Source organism: Azospirillum mesophilum (genome assembly GCF_053470405.2).
The window spans coordinates 50,075-68,114 of the sequence record NZ_JBPXMQ020000021.1; the positions used below are offsets into that span (position 1 = coordinate 50,075).

Below are 18,040 nucleotides of genomic sequence, written 5' to 3' on the forward strand. Positions count from 1 at the left end.
GCGGTCAGCCCCCCACATACGCCCGCACCTCCGCCCCGAACAAACGTTCCAGCAGCACCGGCGGCAGTTCGTATTGGGGCAGGCACAGGCTGGTGCTGCGGGCGTGCAGCGTGTGCAGGCATAGCCCCTCCGCATCCGGGAAGGCGGCGAAGCGGAAGCGCTCGCGTGCGGCCTTCATGAAGGGGGCGTCTTCGCAGGCGTTAACCGGCGGGAAGCGCACCGCCTCCCACACCGCGCGGCGGTAGGCGTAGGAGAAGCCGTAGCCGACGAGGTTGTCGTCGGCGAGGGGCGTGTCGGGCGCGTCCACATACTGCCGGGTGGTCCGGCCCCAGCGGTGGTGCGCGCCGCCGCGCGCGGTGTCCCAATAACCGAAGGCGCCGTGCACGGCGCTGTGCAGGAACCAGCCCGACAGCTTAACCGCGTCGTAGCCCTGCTCCAGCCAATCCACCAGCCGCTCCACATAGCTGGGGGCGTAGAAGTCGTCGTCGTCGAAATGCACGATGATGTCGCCGCGCGCGTGCTCGGCCAGGATGTTGCGCTTCTCGCCGATGGCGTAGCGGCTGGGCGAGTAGACATACTTCAGGCGCGGCCCGGCCAGAGGCTGGAGGTAGGCGGAGGGGGCGGGGCTGTCGTCGAAGACCAGCCACTCGATCTCCGGCCAGGTCTGGGCGGCCACGCGGGCGTGGCACAGCGGCAGGAAGTCCTCGCGCCCCCAGCTCGGCGTGATGATGCTGACGAGCGGCCGGTTCGACATGAATGAGGCTCCTTCGGCGGGGTGCGTCCGGCCATGGACGAAGGCCGGGGGCGCGTGTAGACAGGCGGCATGGTCACAATTCGGGACGCCCTGGCCGCTGCGGTCGGCCACCATCAGGCTGGCCGCCTCGACGAGGCCCGGCCGCTCTATCTTAGCATCCTCCGCAGCCAGCCGGGCCACCCCGACGCGCTGCATCTGCTGGGCGTGCTGGAAGGCCAGCAGGGGCGCCCGCAACGCGCCGTGCCGCTGCTGCGCCGCGCCGTGGCCCTGCTGCCGGGGGATGCGGACTACACGGGCAATCTGGCGCTGGCGTTGCGCGCGGCCGGCGACGCGGCGGGGGCGGCGCGCTCCTTCGGCCATACGCTGGCGCTCGACCCCGCGCAGGTCCAGGCGGCCTTCAACCTCGGCGCCCTGCTGCTGGCCAGCGGCGATGCAAGGGGTGCGGCGGAGCGCTTCGGGCAGGCTCTGGCGCGGCGGCCCGACTTCGTTGAGGCCCGCATCAACCGCGCCAACGCCCTGGCGGCGCTCGGCCGGGGAGAGGACGCGGCGCGGCTGCGACGGCAGGCGGTGGCGCTGGCCCCGGCGCATCCCGACGCCCTGCACAACGCCGCCGTCAGCGCGATGGACGAGGCCGGGCTGAACGGCAAGATCTCCTACGGCAGCAGACTCGACCACGGACGGGTTGCGCGGGCGGTGCGGTGCCTCGGCCATGCATTGACGGCGGACCCGAACCACGCGGCGGCGGGGGACGCGTTGACCGGGACGGCGCTGGCGCTCGTCCAGGCCGGGCAGGCGGAGCCCTGGGTGTTGGACCGGGCCGCGCGCGCCGCCCTGACGGCGCTGCGGCGGAACCCGAGGGACACGAAAGCGGCGGCGGTGGTTGCCTACCGCTTCTACCGGCGGGGGCGCCTCGACCTCGCCTCCCGCTTCATGCGGCGCTTCACCCGGCGCTTCACGGCGGCGGAGGTCGCGGCGGATTTCGAGCTGCGCCTGTGGTCCATGATTCAGGCCGGGCGCGGCGCTCTGGACCGCATTCCGGCGGCGGACGGGCTGCTCGGTGATTTCGCGCCGCTGGAAAGCCTGTTCGAGGTTCCCGCCGGGGACGGGCCGATTCTGGTCGTGTCCTCCGACGACGGCTACTACCGCCGCTTCGTCGGGAACCTGCTCGCCTCGGTGGAGGCGCTGGGCGGGGCGGGGGGGCATGTCCCGGCGGTTCATGTGCATGTGGTGAACCCTTCGCCGGAGACGGAGGCCGACCTCGCCGCGTGGCGCGCCCGTATCCCGCTGGGCGCCAGCCGGGAGCGGGTGGACTTCACCGGCTGGGACGACCACCGGCGCACCACCTACTACGCCTGCATCCGCTTCCTGCGCTGGCACCAGCTGCTCGGCCGGACGGGGCGGCCGTTGGTGCATGTGGACGCCGACTGCACGCTGGCCGCCGGGCTGGAGACCCTGGCCGATTCGATGGCGGGTTTCGACGTCGGGCTGCTGTGGGACCGGCGCTGGCGCGGGCCGACGCGGGAGATCACCGTCTGCTTCGCGTGGTTCCAGCCGACGGTGCGCGGCCGGGCCTATCTGGAGCGAACGGCGGCCTACATCGGGCATTTCCTGCGCCAGGGGCGCGGCTACTGGATGCTCGACCAGGCGGCCCCCCTCTGTGTGCTCGACGGGCTGGCCCGGCGCGGGGAGGAACCGCGGATCCGCCGCTTCGACTTCGTGGACTTCCCCTGGGTGCGCTTCATCGGGGAGAAGTGATTTCTACCCTCCCTCGTGCCTGCGCTCAAAACCCCTCGCCCAGCCCCGCTGGGAGAGGGAGGGACCCGCGCCGAAGGCGTGGGAGGGTGAGGGCAAGGTTGCCCCGAGAATCCAGATGAAACGCAGGAAGGATTCTTGGAAAAACCTTGCCCTCACCCTCCCATGCTGCGCATGGGTCCCTCCCTCTCCCGCCGGAGGCGGGCGAGGGGTTGTGGTGGGAGCCATTACCCTATCCGTTCCCGCCACAAGTCCCGCAATGCCCGCGCCAAATGCTTGGCCAGCAGCGCCCCGTCGCACAGCGGGCTTGCCGCCATGCGGGCGCGCAGGGTTCGGCGCAGGTCCGTCAGGCGGGCGGGATCGGCGGCCCAGCCGGCGGCCAGTTCCACGTAATGGGCGGGGTCGCGGGCGACGCAGCCCTCCACACCCGCCACCGTCAGGAAGGCGAGCGAGTGGCGGCTGGAGAAGGTCTCGCCGGGCAGGGTGATCACGGGCACGCCCATCCACAGCGTCTCCAGCGTCGTGGTGCTGCCGGCGAAGGGGAAGGGGTCGAGCGCCACGTCCACCCGGGCGCACCAGCCCATATGGTCCAGGCTGTTGGTGGCACCGACCATGGTCACCCGCCCCGGCGCGATGCCGAAGCCGGCGATCCGGTCGCGCCACAGCGCCGCCGTGACCGGGCAGGACAGCGCCTTGGTCTTCAGCAGCAGGCGCGAGGCGGGCAGGCGGGCCAGCAGGGCGGCCCAGGTCGCCAGAACTTCGTCCGTCAGCTTGGTCAGGATGTTGAAGGCGCCGAAGGTCACCGGCGCGCCCGTCATGCAGGGCGGCGGGGTGAGGTCTGGCGCATCGGCGGGCGGGTCGTAGGCGATGAAGGCGCCGGGCATGCGCAGGATGCGCTCCGCGTAGAAGCGCTCCGCCCCTTCCGGGACGTGGTGGGCGTCGGCGACCAGCCCGTCCATGGCCTCCATGCCGGTCGTCGCCATGTAGCCGGACCAGGCCACCTGCACCGGCGCCGGCTTGCGCGCGAAGACGCCCAGCCGCCCGCGCGCGTTGTGCCCGGCGAGGTCGATCAGCACCTCCACGCCGTCAGCCCGGATGCGGTCGGCCACGTCGGCGTCGGACAGGCCGGCGACGGGCACCCAGCGTTCCGCCACCGCCTGGAAACGGGCGGTCAGGTCGTCGGCTTCCGTCTGGTTGGCGTAGAGGAACAGGCGCACGCCGTGGGCGGGCAGCGCCTCCACCGCGCGCACGGCGAACTGCCCCGCCGGGTGGCGGCGGAAGTCGCCCGACAGGATTCCGACGGTCAGTGGACGGCCGGGCTCGCCCGCCACCGGGTGAGGCCGCCAGTTGGCGCGCAGGGGCGCTCCGTGCACGGCGTCCCAGGCCCGGTGGGCCTTCAGCACGCGGGCGAGCGTCACGCCGGGCCGGAACAGGTCGAGATAGGCGAGGTTGGAGCGCACCTCCGCCAGATCGGGCCGCAGGGCCAGGGCGCGGCGGTAGCCGCCCTCCGCCCCGTCCAGGTCGCCCTGCGTCTGGTGCACGAGCGCGAGGTTCGCGTAAGCCTGCGCCAGATCGGGGCGCAGGGCGACGGCTTTTCGGTAGCCGCCCGCTGCCTCGGCCAGCCGGTTCAGCCGATGCAGCGCGTCGCCCCGGCGCAGGGCGGCCTCCGCGAAGTCCGGGCGCGCGGCTTCGGCCCGCCGGGCGGTCCGGGCGGCGGCCTCGGCCGGGCCGGCCGCCAGCAGCGCCGCCGACAGATTGGCGAGCGCCGTCGCGTGATCGGGGCGCAGGGCCAGCGCGCGGCGCATGCACGCCGCCGCTTCCACGGCTTGGCCGCGTTGCAACATCAGCGCGCCGCGGTTGGCGTGCGCTTCGACGAAGCCGGGATCGTCGGCCACCGCCGCGCGGTAGGCGGAGTCGGCCTCCTCCGCCTGCCCGAGCGCGGCCAGCGTGTTGCCGAGATTGAAACGCGCCCTGGCGTAGCCGGGCCGGTGGGCGGCGGCCTGCCGGTAGGCGTCCGCCGCCTCCTCCAGCCGGCCCAGCGTTTCCAGCGCGTTGCCGAGGTTGTAGTGCGCCTGGGCGAAGCCGGGGGTCAGGCCGATCGCGCACCGGTGGGCGTCCGCGGCCTCCTCCGGCCGGCCGAGAGCCCGCAGCGCGCTGCCCAGATTGTCGTGGTAGTCGGCAACGCCCCCGTCGGCGCGGATCGCGGCGCGGAGCCGCGCCTCCGCCTCCGCCGGGTGGCCGGCCTGGAGATAGGCGACGCCCAGCAGGTTCAAGGCGTCGGGATGGTCCGGCACGGTGTCCAGCACGGCCTGATAGCGCGCCGCGGCCTCGCCCAGCCGGCCGGCCCGGTGGTGGGCCAGCCCCTCCGCCAGCACGTCCTTGATCGTCGCCATGCCGCCCTGTCTAGAGCATTTGCCGGCCCCGGAGAAGGGCGGGGTGCGCGCCGTGCCGCAACTTCTTCTCCGAACAACACTTGACCCGGAGCCTTTAGATCGTCAGCTTCTGCCGGTCTTTCCTTGATGCACGCTCATGAACCGACTGCAACGGTATCTTTTCCGCAACCTGCTGATCGCCACGCTGTATTCCACCGCCGGCCTGACGCTGACGATCTGGCTGAGCCAGTCGCTGCGCCTGATCGAGATGGTGGTGGAGGCCGGCGCGCCGATGCGCATGTTCCTCTGGCTGCTGGTGCTGACGGTGCCGACCTTCCTCGGCATCGTGCTGCCGCTGGCGCTGGTGGGCGCGGTGCTGTTCACCTACAACCGGCTGGCGGCCGACAGCGAGCTGTCCGTCATGCGGGCCGCCGGCGTCGGTCCCTTCGCCCTGGCGCAGCCGGCGATGGTGCTGGCGCTGGGCGTGATGGGCATCGTCTATGTGCTGAACCTGTGGATCACGCCGGCCGCGCACCAGGAGCTGGTGCGCATGGAATACGCCGTGCGCAGCGACTATTCGCAGCTGTTCCTGCGCGAGGGCGTGTTCAACGAGGTCGGCGACCGCTTCAACGTCTTCCTGCGCGAGCGGGACAGCGAAGGCAACCTGCACAACGTGGTGATTCACGACGGCCGCACGCCGGAGAAGCCCGTGACCATCCTGGGCGAGCGCGCCGTGATGGTCACCGGGACGGACAACGCGCGCTTCGTCGTCTTCAACGGCAACCGGCAGGAGCTGGACCGCAAGACCAACCGCCTGTCCCAGCTGTTCTTCGAGCGCTACGCGGTGGACCTGAAGGTGCTGACCAGCGCCGGCGGGGAGCGCTGGCCGGACCCGCGCGAGCGCTCGACCGACGAGCTTCTGCACCCGCCGCCGCAGGTGGCCGGCAACGCGAAGATGGTGCAGGACCTGCTGGCGGAGTTCCACCACCGGGTGTCCTCGCCGCTGCTGACGCTGGCCTACACCATGGTGGCGCTGGCCTGCCTGCTGTCGGGCGAGTTCAACCGGCGCGGCCAGGCGTCGCGCGTCACCACGGCGGTCCTGATCGTGATGGGCATCCAGTCGGCCGTGCTGGGCCTGACCAGCCTCGCCGCCAAGGTGATCGTGCTGGTCCCGCTGCTGTACCTGCTGCCGCTGCTGGCGCTGGGGCCGGCGGCCTGGGTGCTGTCGCGCAACCTGAGCCGGCGCCCCCAAGGCGGCGGTCCAGGCGGCGGTGAGGTCGGCGCCGGCGGTGCGACGGCTGGGTAGGGACGGCGGACGGCCTTGCGCATCCTGTTCATCACCTCAAACCGCCTGGGCGACGCGGTGCTGTCCACCGGCCTGCTCGGCCATCTGGTGGACTCGTATCCGGGCGCCCGGCTGACGGTGGCCTGCGGGCCGCTGCCGGCCCCGCTGTTCCGCGCGGTGCCGGGGCTGGAGCGGTTGATCCCCATCCCGAAACGCTCCTTCGCGCGGCACTGGTTGGACCTGTGGCGGGCCTGCGTGGGCACCCGCTGGGACCTCGTGGTCGATCTGCGCAACTCCGCCGTGGGGCGCCTGATCCCGGCCAAGCGCCGCTTCTTCCACGCCCGCGCGCCCGAACTGCACAAGGTGGAGGAGATCGGCTGCGTGCTCGGCCTGTCGCCGCCGCCGTCCCCGCGGCTGTGGATCGACTCGGCGGCCGAGGCGGAGGCCGACCGGCTGCTGCCCTCCGGCGCCGTGCCCTTCCTGGCGGTGGGGCCGACGGCGAACTGGCCCGGCAAGGAATGGCCGGTGGAACGCTTCGCTGAGCTTGCAACGCGCCTGACGGCGCCCGGCGCCGCGCTGGCCGGCGCCCGCGTCGCCGTGCTGGCCGCCGGACCGGAGCGCGAGCGCGCCCTGCCGCTGCTTAAGTCTCTGGGCGCCCGCGCCATCGACCTGACGGGGCGCACCGACCCGCTGACCGCCGCCGCCTGCGTGCGGCGCGCGGCGCTGTATGTCGGCAACGACTCCGGCCTGATGCACATCGCCGCCGCCGCCGGCACGCCGACGCTGGGCCTGTTCGGGCCGGGCTTCCCGGAAACCTACGGCCCCTGGGGCGACCGGGCGCGGCTGGTCACCAGCACGGTGCCGCGGGCGGAGCTGCTGGCCCGGCAGAAGGCCGACCCGAAGGCCAGCGGCCTGATGGACGGCATCGCCGTGGACGCGGTCGAACGGGTCGCGCTGGAGCTGCTGGAGCAGGTCGCGCCGGCCTGCGCCTGAAGCCGCCGTCGCGGCCCGCAAGGGCCGAAGCCTGCTTGGCGTGTGAACGCAGCGGCCCGAATTTTTCGGACCGCGCCTAAGTCGTGACAAAGTCTCGCTAAACTCCCGAAATAGTCCGGTCAAGTTGACAAAATCGGGGTAATCGCCGACAATCCGGGCACTCGCACCTGAGCGAACATACCTTTGTCCGACAGGCTGCCCCGAGGGTTTGGAATGAAGCCGACACCGACATACGCAAACAAACCGACCTCGGACAATCCTCGCGATGTCGAGGCTTGGGCATTGGCGGAGGCGGCGCGCCGCCTGATCGAGGCCGGTCGCAATCCCGATAATGTCGAGGCGCTGCGCGCGGCGTTGCAGCTGAACCAGCGCCTTTGGACGATCTTCCAGGCCGCGATGACCGAAGAGGACTGCGGCCATCCGCCGGAGGTCCGGACGAACATCGCCGCCCTGTCGCTGCTGGTGGACCGCGAAACGGTCGCCCGCCTCATCGACCTGGACGTGTCCAAGCTGGAGACGCTTGTGGCCATCAACCGGTCGGTGGCCAGCGGCCTGACGGCGCGCCCCGACGCGGCCCAGGCGGCTGCCCAAGCCCCTGCCCCTGCCCAGCCGGCGGCTCCGGCCCCGCAGCAGGCGGCTCCGCAAGCGGCCCCCTACGGGGCGGCGCCGAACCGCCCGCCGATGGCTCCGCCGGCCCCGCCCAAGGACGGCCCCCCGGCGCAGCGCCAGTCGCTGAGCATCTCGATCTGACGAACGAAAAAGCCGGCGCCCTTCAGGGGCGCCGGTTTTGTTTCAGGGCTTGCCGACCAGGGTCTTCTCGTCGTCGCGGTAGGTGTATTCCGGGGCGCGGGCGAGGTCGCCGGAGGGCACGTCCAGGGTGACGGCCGCGGGCTTGCTGCCGTCCGACGTGCCGGCGGCAAGATCCGTGCGCAGCATGCTCAGGGGCACCGACAGCAGCTTCTTGTCCGTACCGACCTCCGCGTTCGGCGCCAGGATGATGCGGTTGACCTGACCGTCCGCGTCGCCCAGCGTGAAGTCCTTGATCTGCCCGCCGGGCTGTCCGTCGCGGGTGCGCACCTCCCGCCCGACCAGAGTGCGCGCCTCGTCGGCGGTGAGAAGGTGCGGGACGGCGGCGACCGAGGGTGCGGGGCGCTGCATCTCGTCGGACGGGGCGTTGCCGCTGACCCCGGACGGCGAGGTCGTCGGCTCGGTCGTCGCCTTGTCCTCGGGGCGCGGCGCGGTCATCAGCGGGGGCTGCGACGCGCCGGACGTGCCTTCGGTGACGGTGGGCTGGGGTGGCGGGGCGGTGGTTTGGGCCGGCGCCGCGGTCGCCAGGACGGCGGCGGCCAGGGCGGTGGCGGCCGATGCGGCCAGGGTGGCGAGGCGCATGGTGCAAAGCTCCCGTTGGACGGACCTTGCCCTTAAACACCACCGGTGGGGTTTGGGTTGCGTGGAACCGCGCTGCCGGGGTTTAAGACCGGCGCAGCAGGAAGACGCCCTGCTCGCCCAGCAGGTTGGCGAAGCCGGAATGGGCGCGGCCGGTGATGCGGCCGGCGCGGTCCACGATCAGGCAGCGCTCGATGGCGATGCCCATCTCCTCGGTCAGGGCCACCAGATCCTTGATCGTGCAGAAATGGATGTTGGGCGTTTCCCACCACTGATAGCCCAGCTTTTCCGTCACCGGCATGCGCCCGGTCACCAGAAGCTGCAGCCGGATGCGCCAATAGCCGAAGTTCGGCACCGACACGATGGCCCGCCGGCCGATGCGCGTCAGGTTCTCCAGCACCGTGCGCGGCTCGCGCATGGCCTGAAGCGTCTGGCTGAGGATGACGTAGTCGAAGGCGTGGTCGGGATAGTCCTTCAGGTCCGTCTCGGCGTCGCCCTGGATGACGGGCAACCCCTGCTTCACGCAGCGGTGCACGCCGTCCATGCTGAGTTCGATGCCGCGCCCGTCCACGTCCTTCTTGTGGGCGAGATGGGCCAGCAGCGCCCCGTCGCCGCAGCCGACGTCCAGCACGCGGCGTCCCGGCTCGACCATGTCGGCGATCAGCTTCAGGTCGAGGCGGATCCCGTTTCCATTGGCGGGGCGGATGGCGGCGGCGGTGTCGTCGAGGAGGCTCATGGGAGTTCGATGCTCGTTCAACGGGCCGCGGTCAGGCCCCGGTGCAGGCCCCGGTGCTCCGCGCAGCCTTCCAGGAAGCCGCGGATCACCTGATGGAACTCCGGCTCGTCCAGCAGGAAGGCGTCGTGGCCCTTGTCGGTCTGGATTTCCACGAAGCTGACGTTGGCGGCCACCGCGTTCAGCGCGTGCACGATGGCCCGCGATTCCGACGTCGGGAACAGCCAGTCGCTGGAGAAGCTGGCGAGGCAGAAGCGCACCGGCGTGCGCCGCCCGTCCTTGATGAAGGCATTGGACAGCGTCCCGCCCCCGTGATCCGCGGCGAGGTCGAAATAGTCCATCGCCCGCGTGATGTAGAGGTAGGAGTTGGCGTCGAATCGCTCCACGAAGGTGATGCCCTGGTGGCGCAGGTAGCTTTCCACCTGGAAATCGGCGTCGAACCCGTAGGTGACCGCCTGCCGGTTCTGCAGGGCGCGGCCGAACTTGCGGTGCAGGGCCGGCTCCGACAGGTAGGTGATGTGCGCGGCCATGCGCGCCACCGCCAGCCCGCGGTGCGGCCGCGTGCCGTCCAGCAGGTAGTTGCCGCCGCACCAGTCCGGGTCGGCCATGATGGCTTGGCGTCCGACCTCGTGGAAGGCGATGTTCTGCGCCGAATGGCGCGCGGCCGTGGCGATGGGCACGGCGGAATAGACCGACTCGGGATAGGCGACCGCCCATTGCAGCACCTGCATGCCGCCCATGGAGCCGCCGACCACGCAGAACAGCTGCTCGATCCCCAGATGCTCGACCAGCAGCTTCTGCGCGCGCACCATGTCGCCGATGGTGATCACCGGGAAGTCCAGCCCGAAGGGCTTGCCCGTCGCCGGGTTGACCTCCTTCGGGCCGGTGGAGCCCATGCAGCCGCCGATCACGTTGGAACAGATGACGAAATAGCGGTCGGTGTCCACCGGCCGGCCGGGGCCGACCAGCATCTCCCACCAACCGGACTTGCCGGTGATGGGGTGCTGGTCCAGCACGTAATGGTCGCCGGTCAGCGCGTGGCAGACGAGGACGGCGTTGGACCGGTCGGCGTTCAGCGTGCCGTAGGTCTGATAGGCGATCTGGAACGGCCCCAGCTCCGCCCCGCTGTCGAGGCGCATCGGCCGGTCCACGCCGAGCGTCACGCGGTGGCCGGGCAGGGACCCCCCGTCTGCCGCCATGGCGTCGGCAGGCGCGGCGTCGGCGGGATTCGACGCGGACATGGCGGTTCGCAGGACCTTTGGAAAACGGGAGCGTATAGCTACGGAGCAAGGCTCGGAGGTGTCAACGTTTTCTTTGATTTTAGGGAGCATGCGGACTACTACTATCCGGCTTTGGATTCGATGGTTCCCCGCCCCATGCCCGCGCCCAAGTCCCCGCTCGATGATCTGCGCCGCGAGATCGATCACATCGACGACGCGATTCACGACCTGCTGATGCGCCGCGCGGCCGTCGTGGAGCGCGTCGGCATCGTCAAGGGACAGATCGACGCCCAGAACGGCGTGCCGGCGGGAACCCAGCCGATCTTCCTGCGCCCCGCGCGCGAGGCGGTGATCCTGCGCCGCCTGATGGCGCGCCACGCCGGCTCCTTCCCTGCCCAGGCCATCGTCCGCATGTGGCGGGAGATGATCACGGCGCTGACCCGCATCCAGGGGCCCTTCGCCGTCGCCGTCTACGCGCCGGAGGACCGGCGCGGCTTCTGGGACGTCGCCCGCGACCATTTCGGCAGCGTCGTGCCGATGAGCGCCGTCAACACCCCCGTCGCCGCTATCCGCGCGGTGTCGGAGGGGAACGCCACGGTGGGCGTGGTGCCCTACCCGGCGGAAGACGACGCCGATCCGTGGTGGCGCTTCCTGCTGTCGTCCGACGCGCGCACGCTGCGGGTCGTGGCGCGGCTGCCCTTCGGCGGGCGCGGCAACGCCCGTGGCGAGGACCGCGACGCGCTGGCCGTGGCGCTGGTCCCGCACGAGCCGACCGGCGACGACCGCTCCCTGCTGGGGATCGAGCTGGGCGGCGACCTCAGCCGCGGCCGGCTGAAGGACCATCTGGAGACCTGCGGCCTGCCGCCCACGGGCTTCTGCACCTGGCACGCCAAGGACCCGTCCGGCCCGTCCGTCCATCTGGTGGAAATCGCCGACTTCGTCGATTCCACCGACCCGCGCCTGTCCGCCTTCGCCGAACGGCTGGGCGAGATTCCGGTGCGGGTCACCATCGTGGGCGGTTACGCCGTCCCGCTTCACCTTTCCCAAGACGCCCGCAAGGTCTGAGACCCGTCATGACCCAGTCGAACGGCCCGGCTCCCCGCCCGGGGATTCTCGATATCGCCGCTTATGTCGGCGGCGAGCACGCGGGGCACATCCGCCTCGCCTCCAACGAAGGCGCGCTCGGCCCCAGCCCGCGCGCCGTGGAGGCGTACAAGAGCGTCGCCGGAGAGCTGCACCGCTATCCCGACGGCGGCTCGGCCCAGCTGCGCAAGACCATCGCGGCGCGCTTCGGCCTGGACGCGGAGCGGATCGTCTGCGGCGCCGGCTCCGACGAGCTGATCAGCCTGCTCATCCGCGCCTACGCGGGGCCGGGCGACGAGGTTCTGTACCCCGAGCACGGGTTCCTTATGTACCCGATCGGCGCCAAGTCGGTCGGCGCCACCCCGGTGAAGGCGCCGGAGACGAACCTGACCACCGACGTGGACAACCTGTTGGCCCGCGTGACGCCGCGCACCAAGCTGGTCTTCGTCGCCAACCCGAACAACCCGACCGGCACCTACATCACCGCCGACGAGATGGCCCGCCTGCACGCCGGGCTGCCGTCCAACGTGCTGCTGGTGATCGACGCGGCTTACGCCGAGTACATGAGCCGCAACGATTATTCGGCCGGGCAGGAGCTGGTGGACCGCCACCCCAACGTGGTGATGACCCGCACCTTCTCGAAGATCTTCGCGCTGGGCTCGCTCCGCCTCGGCTGGGCCTACTGCCCGGCGGCGGTCGCCGACGTGCTGAACCGCGTGCGCGGCCCCTTCAACGTCTCCGCCGCGGCCCAGGCGGCCGGCGTGGCGGCGTTGGAGGACACGGAGTTCCTGGAGCGCTCCCGCACCCACAACGAACAGTGGCGGACGTGGTTCGCGGCGGAGGTCGAGGCGCTGGGCCTGAAGACCCACCCCAGCGTGACCAACTTCATCCTGGTGGACTTCGCCGGCCAGACGCCCGGCAAGGACGACGCCGAAGCGGCCCGCCAGTTCCTCAAAGGGCGCGGCATCCTGGTCCGCCAGATGCCCTCCTACGGCCTGCCGAGCTGCCTGCGCGTCACCATCGGCACGGAGTCCGAAATGCGCGAGGTCGTGACGGCGCTGAAGGACTTCCTGGCGGCGTGAGCGATCCCGCTACACGCCGGTCAGCAGCAGGTCCATGGCCGCGATGATGTCGTGACGATGCTCGGCGAGGTTGACAACGACCTCGCCGAGGTCGCGTTTGGACACGCCGGCGATGGCGTTGGGCATCATCACCACGTCGATGTTCTCGACCCTGAAGCGCGGGTTCAGGCGGCCGATGCCCTGGCGCAACTCATCCGCCCGGCGCAATGGAACCACGGCAATCGGTTCCAGGCCGGCCAGCAGGTCGCATTGGACGATCAGCACATAAGGCGTGGTCGCGCGGGTGCGCGGCGATGGATTGCGCCGGACGTCGAATTGCGCCATCAGAAGGAACGCAGATCGTCGCCGAAGGCGCCTTCGTCTTCGACCAACCGGTTCTGATAAGTGATGGCCTCCGCGTTCTCGGCAAGCCACGCGGCTTCGTCCGGCCGGTAGGGCTTCGCGGGCGTCTCCGTCCGGCCGGTGAGCGGCACGGGTTTGCGCGGAGGAAGGGCGTTCATCGGTCGGCGCCTGAGGTCGCAGCGGATGCCCTTACACTATGCTCAGGGCACCCGCACGGCAAGTGGGAGGCGCGCGGCAAACTTTCGCTTGGTCATGGGCTGCCTTGGTGCTTTATAGCGGGGCGCTTTGCAACCATTCCGCAATCGGTGCCTACCATGAGCGACACCGCCACTCCCCTGGCTGCCCCCCTGTTCGATCGCGTTGCCATCCTCGGCATCGGCCTGATCGGTTCCTCGCTGGCGCGGGCGCTCTCTCATTATGGGGTGGCGCGGCATGTGGTCTGCGCCGACCGCAGCGCGGAGGCCTGCGCCAAGGCGATGGAACTGGGCATCGTGGAGCGGGCGACGACCGATCTGGCGCAGGCGCTGGACGGGGCCGATCTGGTCATCCTGGCCACGCCGGTCGGCAGCTTCGCCGAGGTGGGCGAGCGCATCGGCCCGCTGCTGCGTCCCGGCACCATCGTCACCGACGTCGGTTCGGTGAAGCAGGCGGTGCTGCGCGACGTCGGCCCGCACATTCCCGACGGCGTGCACCTGATCCCCGGCCACCCGGTCGCGGGTACGGAGCATTCCGGCCCCGAGGCCGGCTTCGCCACCCTGTTCCAGGGCCGCTGGTGCATCGTCACCCCGCCGTCCGGCGCGCAGGAGGCGGCGGTGGAGAAGGTCGTCGAGATGTGGCGCCGGGTCGGCTCGACCGTCGAGATCATGGATGCGAACCACCATGACCGTGTGCTCGCCATCACCTCGCACCTGCCGCACCTGATCGCCTACACCATCGTCGGCACCGCGTCGGACCTGGAGGACGACACCAAGTCCGAGGTCATCAAGTTCTCGGCGGGCGGCTTCCGCGACTTCACCCGCATTGCGGCCAGCGATCCGGTGATGTGGCGCGACATCTTCATGAACAACCGGGAAGCCGTGCTGGAAATCCTCCAGCGCTTCACGGAGGACCTGACCGCGCTTCAGCGCGCCATCCGCTGGGGTGAGGGGCAGGTGTTGCAGGACCACTTCACCAAGACCCGCGCCATCCGACGTGGCATCATCGACGCCAAGCAGGCGTGAGGATCACCACACGACCGGCGGCAGTGCTGCGACCTTCAGCGGCCCGAGGAACAGGGAGCGGTTCTGCACGGTGACCGGCGCGGTCAGCACCGGCTCGCCGCCGGGTTCGGCGGGGCGGGCGAGCATGGTCAGCATGGTGCGGGCCAGCGCCAGTTCCTTCGGGCGGAAGAAGCCTTGCAGGGCGTCCAGCACCGCCTGGAAGCCGCGCACCTCGGCGGTCAGGGCGGCCTGTGGCTGAAGCGTGCCGTCCAGCGCCAGCGTGCCGTTCATCGCCAGCTTCAGCGGCCCCCAGTCCAGCTTCAGGCTGTCCAACTCCACGGTTCCGCCATCGCGGCTCCAGGCCGACAGGCTGGCCGGCTCCGGCTTCGGCGGGCGGCCGAGCACGCGGGCGGACAGCAGCGCCTGCTCCACCTTGCGGCCGAGCGAGCCGGGCGTGTCCTCCGGCAGGGTCACGCCGCTGGCTGTCAGGGAAACGGACAGGCCGGTGTCGGTGTGGCCGGCGGGCGGTTCGGGCGGCTGGGTCGCGGTCAGGTCCAGCGCCGCGACGGGCAGCGGCATCGCGTTCGGCTGCGCGACGAGGTCGGTGAAGCCCAGGCGAAGCTCCACCGGCTGGCCGGCGAGCGTCAGCAGGACATGGCCCTGCCCGCCGCCCTTGGCCAGCAGGTCCAGCGGCGGCTGGCTGGCCGAGACCAGCGACAGCTTTTGCTCGCCGGGCAGGGACAGCGCGATGCGGGTGTGGTTCCAGGGCGGCGCCTCGGCCACTAGCCGGGTCCCCTGCCACTCCGCACCGCGCGTGGCGAGGTGCGGGGCCTCCAGCGCGGCGCGGATCACCAGGGGGTAGCCGCCGACGGTCAGCCCGCGATGCTCGACCAGCGCGCCGTTGGCCCGCTGGTCCTCGATCCAGGCGAGCACGCCGCGTTCCACCGCCGACGCGGCCTGCCACCACCAGACCGAGTAGGCGCCGACCAGGACTGCCAAGGCGGCGAGAGCGAAACCGAAGACCTTACCGATGCGCATGTGTGGCATTTCCGTTGGATGATCCCCACCTTATAGCGGGCGGTGGGGGACCGTGCTAGGCTTCACCGGGTCGGCGCAAAGTCGCGCCTGCTGCTTTGTTTTGGGACATGCTGCTCGATACGCAATCTCCTGTTGCCGAGCTTCCGGTCGCCGCGTCGCCGCACGCACCGGCATCCGCTACTCCCTGGTCCAAAGATCTGGGGTTCAAGGATCTGGGGTCCAAGGATCTGGCCGTCGCGCTCGGCGCCGACCTGTGGGTCTTCGCCTACGGCTCGCTGATGTGGAATCCCGGATTTCCGTTCCTGGAGAAGCGTCCGGCGGTCATCGGCGGCTATCACCGGCGCTTCTGCGTGTCCTCGCACCGTTACCGCGGAACGCCGGAGCGGCCGGGGCTGGTGCTGGGCCTTGACCGTGGCGGCTCTTGCCGGGGCATCGCCTTCCGGGTGGAGACCGCCCATGTGCCCGCGACCCTCGACTATCTGTGGGAGCGGGAGATGATCAACCGCGTCTACCGGCCCAAGCTGCTGCCCGTGCGGCTGTGCGACGGCGGGGATACGGTGACCGCCTGCACCTTCGTGGTGGACCGCGAGCACCGGCAATATTGCGGTTGCCTCGACGAGGCGACCATGGCGGAGCGCATCGCCGGCTGCTGCGGCGAGCGCGGCCCGAACCTGGAATACCTCGCCAACACCGTCGCGCATCTGGAAGAACTGGGCATCCGCGACAAGCGCCTCTCCAGCCTGCTGAAAGCGGTGAGGGAGAGGGTTGGCTGAGGTATGGGTTGGGTTTCGCTTTCGCTTTCGCTTAACCCGACCTACCGGTCTCCTTCCAAAAGCTCCCTGTTTCCGTCGATCATCGCGATCAGCGTGTCCATGACCGCGCGCACCCGGCCAGCGCGGCGGAGGTCGTTGTGGACGAGCAGCCACAGCTCCCGCCCCCCCGGCGCCGGTTCGGTGGGGACGTGGACCAGGCCCGGGTCGGGCCGGCCCAGGAAATGGGGCAGGGCGGCGATTCCCAGCCCGGCGCGGGCGGCGGCGGCGAGGCTCGCGAGGTCGTTGGCGCGGAAGACAAAGGGGCGGCCCGCCGCGACGCCGCGCAGCCAGCGCTGCTGCGGAACATGGTCCAGGCTCTCGTCATAGCCGACGAAGCCCCAGTCCGCTTCCGCGCGCTTTTCCAGATAGGACGGTGAGGCGTAGAGGCCGTAGCCCATGGTGCCCAGGCGGCGGCTGACCAGCCCTTCCTGATCCGGCCGGTTCAGGCGGACGGCCAAGTCGGCCTCCCGCCGGGTCAGGCTGGCGGCGCGGGCATCGCCGACCAGTTCCAGCACGATCTGGGGAAAGCGCTCGCGAAACGGCCCGAGCCTGGGCGCGATGAAGGCGCTGGCGAAAACGGGCGGGGCGGACAGGCGCACCGTTCCCGACGGCTCTCCGGGCTGGCCCTGCGCGAAGCGCTCGATGGCGAAGGCGTCCTCCTCCAGCCGGGCGGCCAGGGCCGCGACCTCTTCCCCCTCCGGCGTGAGGGCGTAGCCGCGCGGCAGGCGGTCGAACAGCTTTATTCCCAAGCGGGATTCCAGCGCCGCGACCCGGCGCGCCACCGTGGTGTGATCGACGCGCAGCCGCCGCGCGGTGGCCGACAGGCTGCCGTTGCGCGCCAGCTCGATGAAGAAGCGCAGGTCGTCCCAGTCCATGCTCCGCTTCCATGCTCCGCTCTGTGGAAAAATGCTCAGAAGGTGGGGGAGTTTGCCGGATATCCGTGCGGAAAGCCACGGGGTAGCGTCGGGCCATCGCACATCGCTTTATGGAGACAAGGCCATGACCCGCGCCATCCGCCTGCACCGCCCCGGCGGCCCGGAACACCTGCATCTGGACCGCATCGACCTGCCCGCTCCCGGACCGGGCGAACTGCGCATCCGCCACGCGGCGGTGGGGGTGAACTATGTGGACGTCTACCACCGCACCGGCCTCTACCCGCTGCCGGCCCTGCCCGCCGTGATCGGCGTCGAGGGCGCCGGCGTGGTCGAGGCGGTCGGGCCGGGCGTCGCCGGTCTCGCGGCGGGCGACCGCGTCGCCTGGGCCGGTCTGCCGGCCGGCGGCTATGCCGATGCCCGCATCCTGCCCGCCGAGCGCGCCGTTCCGCTGCCGGACGGGGTGGAGGAGGTCACCGCCGCCTCCCTGCTGCTGCGCGGGATCACGGCGCACATGCTGGTGAACCGCGTCTGGCCGGTCGGGCCGGGGACGACCCTGCTGGTCCACGCCGCCGCGGGCGGCCTCGGGCTGGTGCTGACGCAGTGGGCGAAGGGGCTGGGCGCCACCGTCATCGGCACGGTCGGCAGCGCGGAAAAGGCGGAGATCGCCCGCGCCCACGGCCTCGACCACGCCATCCTCTACCGGGAGGAGGATTTCGTTGCCCGGACCCGCGATTTGACCGGCGGAGCGGGGGTGGACTTCGCGGTGGACGGCATCGGCGCCGACACCTTCCGCCGCACGCTGGACGCCGTCCGCCCCTTCGGCATGGTGGCGAGCGTCGGGCAGGCCGGCGGTCCGGTGGCTCCGGTCGAACTGGCGGAGATCGGTCCGCGCCGTTCGCTCAGCCTGTCGCGGCCCAGCGTCTTCGCCTACATGAGCGACACCGCCACCTACCGCGCGGCGGCCACGGAGGTCCTGCGGCGTGTGGCGGACGGCTTGCGCGCCGGACCGGTCAACACCCTTCCGCTGGAGCAGGCCGCCGAGGCCCACCGTGCGCTGGAAAGCCGCAACACCGCCGGCGCGCTGGTGCTGGTGCCGTAATCCTGGCGCTGAAGC

General features: G+C 71.1%; 18 protein-coding genes. 9 read left to right on the plus strand and 9 right to left on the minus strand.

Annotated features, from left to right (window positions below; translation table 11 throughout):
• Nucleotides 1–4: 4 nt before the first annotated feature.
• A complete protein-coding gene (locus ACSVC7_RS20010; RefSeq protein ID WP_448206149.1) occupies nt 5–754 on the minus strand; it encodes a glycosyltransferase family 2 protein in 750 nt (249 codons plus the stop codon).
• A gap of 69 nt (nt 755–823) precedes the next feature.
• Between ACSVC7_RS20010 and ACSVC7_RS20015 the strand changes: the two genes are divergently transcribed.
• On the plus strand, nt 824–2,509 hold the full coding sequence (locus ACSVC7_RS20015; RefSeq protein ID WP_448206148.1) for a tetratricopeptide repeat protein: 1,686 nt from the start codon (nt 824–826) through the stop codon (nt 2,507–2,509).
• Nucleotides 2,510–2,733: 224 nt separating this feature from the next.
• Here ACSVC7_RS20015 and ACSVC7_RS20020 read toward each other — a convergent pair whose 3' ends face one another.
• Nucleotides 2,734–4,899, minus strand: a complete 2,166-nt coding sequence (locus ACSVC7_RS20020; RefSeq protein WP_448206147.1) for a tetratricopeptide repeat protein — start codon at nt 4,897–4,899, stop codon at nt 2,734–2,736.
• A gap of 136 nt (nt 4,900–5,035) precedes the next feature.
• On the opposite strand from ACSVC7_RS20020, the gene lptF reads away from it, so the two are divergent.
• The 3 genes from lptF to ACSVC7_RS20035 all read left to right on the plus strand — a co-directional run bounded on the left by lptF (nt 5,036) and on the right by ACSVC7_RS20035 (nt 7,906).
• Nucleotides 5,036–6,184, plus strand: coding sequence for an LPS export ABC transporter permease LptF (lptF, locus tag ACSVC7_RS20025; RefSeq protein WP_448206146.1), 1,149 nt, complete (start codon nt 5,036–5,038; stop codon nt 6,182–6,184).
• Between the two features lie 15 nt (nt 6,185–6,199).
• Nucleotides 6,200–7,156 carry a glycosyltransferase family 9 protein gene (locus ACSVC7_RS20030; RefSeq protein ID WP_448206145.1) on the plus strand — a complete coding sequence of 319 codons (957 nt, stop codon included), beginning with the start codon at nt 6,200–6,202 and terminating at the stop codon, nt 7,154–7,156.
• Nucleotides 7,157–7,369: 213 nt separating this feature from the next.
• Nucleotides 7,370–7,906 (plus strand): flagellar biosynthesis regulator FlaF, encoded by a 537-nt coding sequence (locus ACSVC7_RS20035; protein ID WP_448206144.1) that lies wholly within the window; start codon nt 7,370–7,372, stop codon nt 7,904–7,906.
• Nucleotides 7,907–7,948: 42 nt separating this feature from the next.
• Here the strand turns inward: ACSVC7_RS20035 and ACSVC7_RS20040 are convergent, their stop codons facing one another.
• From ACSVC7_RS20040 to metX, 3 genes are all read right to left on the minus strand, one after another.
• Nucleotides 7,949–8,545, minus strand: coding sequence for a PRC-barrel domain-containing protein (locus ACSVC7_RS20040; protein ID WP_448206143.1), 597 nt, complete (start codon nt 8,543–8,545; stop codon nt 7,949–7,951).
• 82 nt (nt 8,546–8,627) lie between these two features.
• Nucleotides 8,628–9,278, minus strand: coding sequence for a methionine biosynthesis protein MetW (metW, locus tag ACSVC7_RS20045; protein WP_448206142.1), 651 nt, complete (start codon nt 9,276–9,278; stop codon nt 8,628–8,630).
• A gap of 17 nt (nt 9,279–9,295) precedes the next feature.
• A complete protein-coding gene (gene metX / locus ACSVC7_RS20050) occupies nt 9,296–10,516 on the minus strand; it encodes a homoserine O-acetyltransferase MetX (protein ID WP_448206141.1) in 1,221 nt (406 codons plus the stop codon).
• 135 nt (nt 10,517–10,651) lie between these two features.
• Between metX and ACSVC7_RS20055 the strand changes: the two genes are divergently transcribed.
• Both ACSVC7_RS20055 and hisC read left to right on the plus strand, forming a co-directional pair.
• Complete coding sequence (locus tag ACSVC7_RS20055) at nt 10,652–11,560, plus strand: chorismate mutase (protein WP_448206140.1); 909 nt, start codon at nt 10,652–10,654, stop codon at nt 11,558–11,560.
• Between the two features lie 8 nt (nt 11,561–11,568).
• Entirely contained in the window at nt 11,569–12,660 is a 1,092-nt protein-coding gene (hisC, locus tag ACSVC7_RS20060; protein ID WP_448206139.1) for a histidinol-phosphate transaminase, read from the plus strand.
• 9 nt (nt 12,661–12,669) lie between these two features.
• On the opposite strand, the gene ACSVC7_RS20065 is transcribed toward hisC, so the two are convergent.
• Together ACSVC7_RS20065 and ACSVC7_RS20070 are read right to left on the minus strand one after the other, a co-directional pair.
• A complete protein-coding gene (locus tag ACSVC7_RS20065; RefSeq protein ID WP_448206138.1) occupies nt 12,670–12,984 on the minus strand; it encodes a CcdB family protein in 315 nt (104 codons plus the stop codon).
• A complete protein-coding gene (locus ACSVC7_RS20070; protein ID WP_448206137.1) occupies nt 12,984–13,160 on the minus strand; it encodes a type II toxin-antitoxin system CcdA family antitoxin in 177 nt (58 codons plus the stop codon). Before ACSVC7_RS20070 ends, ACSVC7_RS20065 begins: the two co-directional genes overlap by 1 nt.
• Before the next feature lie 156 nt (nt 13,161–13,316).
• Here ACSVC7_RS20070 and ACSVC7_RS20075 point away from each other — a divergent pair, with 156 nt between their 5' ends.
• Complete coding sequence (locus ACSVC7_RS20075; protein WP_448206136.1) at nt 13,317–14,222, plus strand: prephenate/arogenate dehydrogenase family protein; 906 nt, start codon at nt 13,317–13,319, stop codon at nt 14,220–14,222.
• 3 nt (nt 14,223–14,225) lie between these two features.
• On the opposite strand, the gene ACSVC7_RS20080 is transcribed toward ACSVC7_RS20075, so the two are convergent.
• Entirely contained in the window at nt 14,226–15,239 is a 1,014-nt protein-coding gene (locus ACSVC7_RS20080; RefSeq protein WP_448206135.1) for a DUF2125 domain-containing protein, read from the minus strand.
• Between the two features lie 107 nt (nt 15,240–15,346).
• On the opposite strand from ACSVC7_RS20080, the gene ACSVC7_RS20085 reads away from it, so the two are divergent.
• Nucleotides 15,347–16,012, plus strand: a complete 666-nt coding sequence (locus tag ACSVC7_RS20085; RefSeq protein ID WP_448206134.1) for a gamma-glutamylcyclotransferase — start codon at nt 15,347–15,349, stop codon at nt 16,010–16,012.
• Between the two features lie 41 nt (nt 16,013–16,053).
• Here ACSVC7_RS20085 and ACSVC7_RS20090 read toward each other — a convergent pair whose 3' ends face one another.
• On the minus strand, nt 16,054–16,926 hold the full coding sequence (locus tag ACSVC7_RS20090) for a LysR family transcriptional regulator (protein ID WP_448206133.1): 873 nt from the start codon (nt 16,924–16,926) through the stop codon (nt 16,054–16,056).
• Between the two features lie 124 nt (nt 16,927–17,050).
• Here ACSVC7_RS20090 and ACSVC7_RS20095 point away from each other — a divergent pair, with 124 nt between their 5' ends.
• Nucleotides 17,051–18,025 carry a quinone oxidoreductase family protein gene (locus ACSVC7_RS20095; RefSeq protein WP_448206132.1) on the plus strand — a complete coding sequence of 325 codons (975 nt, stop codon included), beginning with the start codon at nt 17,051–17,053 and terminating at the stop codon, nt 18,023–18,025.
• Nucleotides 18,026–18,040: the final 15 nt, after the last annotated feature.

Coding starts and splice junctions, on each gene's coding strand:
- ACSVC7_RS20020 (WP_448206147.1), bottom strand. CDS start 4,899: ATGGCGACGATCAAGGACGTGCTGGCGGAGGGGCTGGCCCACCACCGG.
- lptF (WP_448206146.1), top strand. CDS start 5,036: ATGAACCGACTGCAACGGTATCTTTTCCGCAACCTGCTGATCGCCACG.
- ACSVC7_RS20085 (WP_448206134.1), top strand. CDS start 15,347: ATGCTGCTCGATACGCAATCTCCTGTTGCCGAGCTTCCGGTCGCCGCG.
- metW (WP_448206142.1), bottom strand. CDS start 9,278: ATGAGCCTCCTCGACGACACCGCCGCCGCCATCCGCCCCGCCAATGGA.
- ACSVC7_RS20015 (WP_448206148.1), top strand. CDS start 824: ATGGTCACAATTCGGGACGCCCTGGCCGCTGCGGTCGGCCACCATCAG.
- hisC (WP_448206139.1), top strand. CDS start 11,569: ATGACCCAGTCGAACGGCCCGGCTCCCCGCCCGGGGATTCTCGATATC.
- metX (WP_448206141.1), bottom strand. CDS start 10,516: ATGTCCGCGTCGAATCCCGCCGACGCCGCGCCTGCCGACGCCATGGCG.
- ACSVC7_RS20040 (WP_448206143.1), bottom strand. CDS start 8,545: ATGCGCCTCGCCACCCTGGCCGCATCGGCCGCCACCGCCCTGGCCGCC.
- ACSVC7_RS20090 (WP_448206133.1), bottom strand. CDS start 16,926: ATGGACTGGGACGACCTGCGCTTCTTCATCGAGCTGGCGCGCAACGGC.
- ACSVC7_RS20065 (WP_448206138.1), bottom strand. CDS start 12,984: ATGGCGCAATTCGACGTCCGGCGCAATCCATCGCCGCGCACCCGCGCG.
- ACSVC7_RS20035 (WP_448206144.1), top strand. CDS start 7,370: ATGAAGCCGACACCGACATACGCAAACAAACCGACCTCGGACAATCCT.
- ACSVC7_RS20055 (WP_448206140.1), top strand. CDS start 10,652: ATGCCCGCGCCCAAGTCCCCGCTCGATGATCTGCGCCGCGAGATCGAT.
- ACSVC7_RS20070 (WP_448206137.1), bottom strand. CDS start 13,160: ATGAACGCCCTTCCTCCGCGCAAACCCGTGCCGCTCACCGGCCGGACG.
- ACSVC7_RS20080 (WP_448206135.1), bottom strand. CDS start 15,239: ATGCGCATCGGTAAGGTCTTCGGTTTCGCTCTCGCCGCCTTGGCAGTC.
- ACSVC7_RS20010 (WP_448206149.1), bottom strand. CDS start 754: ATGTCGAACCGGCCGCTCGTCAGCATCATCACGCCGAGCTGGGGGCGC.
- ACSVC7_RS20095 (WP_448206132.1), top strand. CDS start 17,051: ATGACCCGCGCCATCCGCCTGCACCGCCCCGGCGGCCCGGAACACCTG.
- ACSVC7_RS20075 (WP_448206136.1), top strand. CDS start 13,317: ATGAGCGACACCGCCACTCCCCTGGCTGCCCCCCTGTTCGATCGCGTT.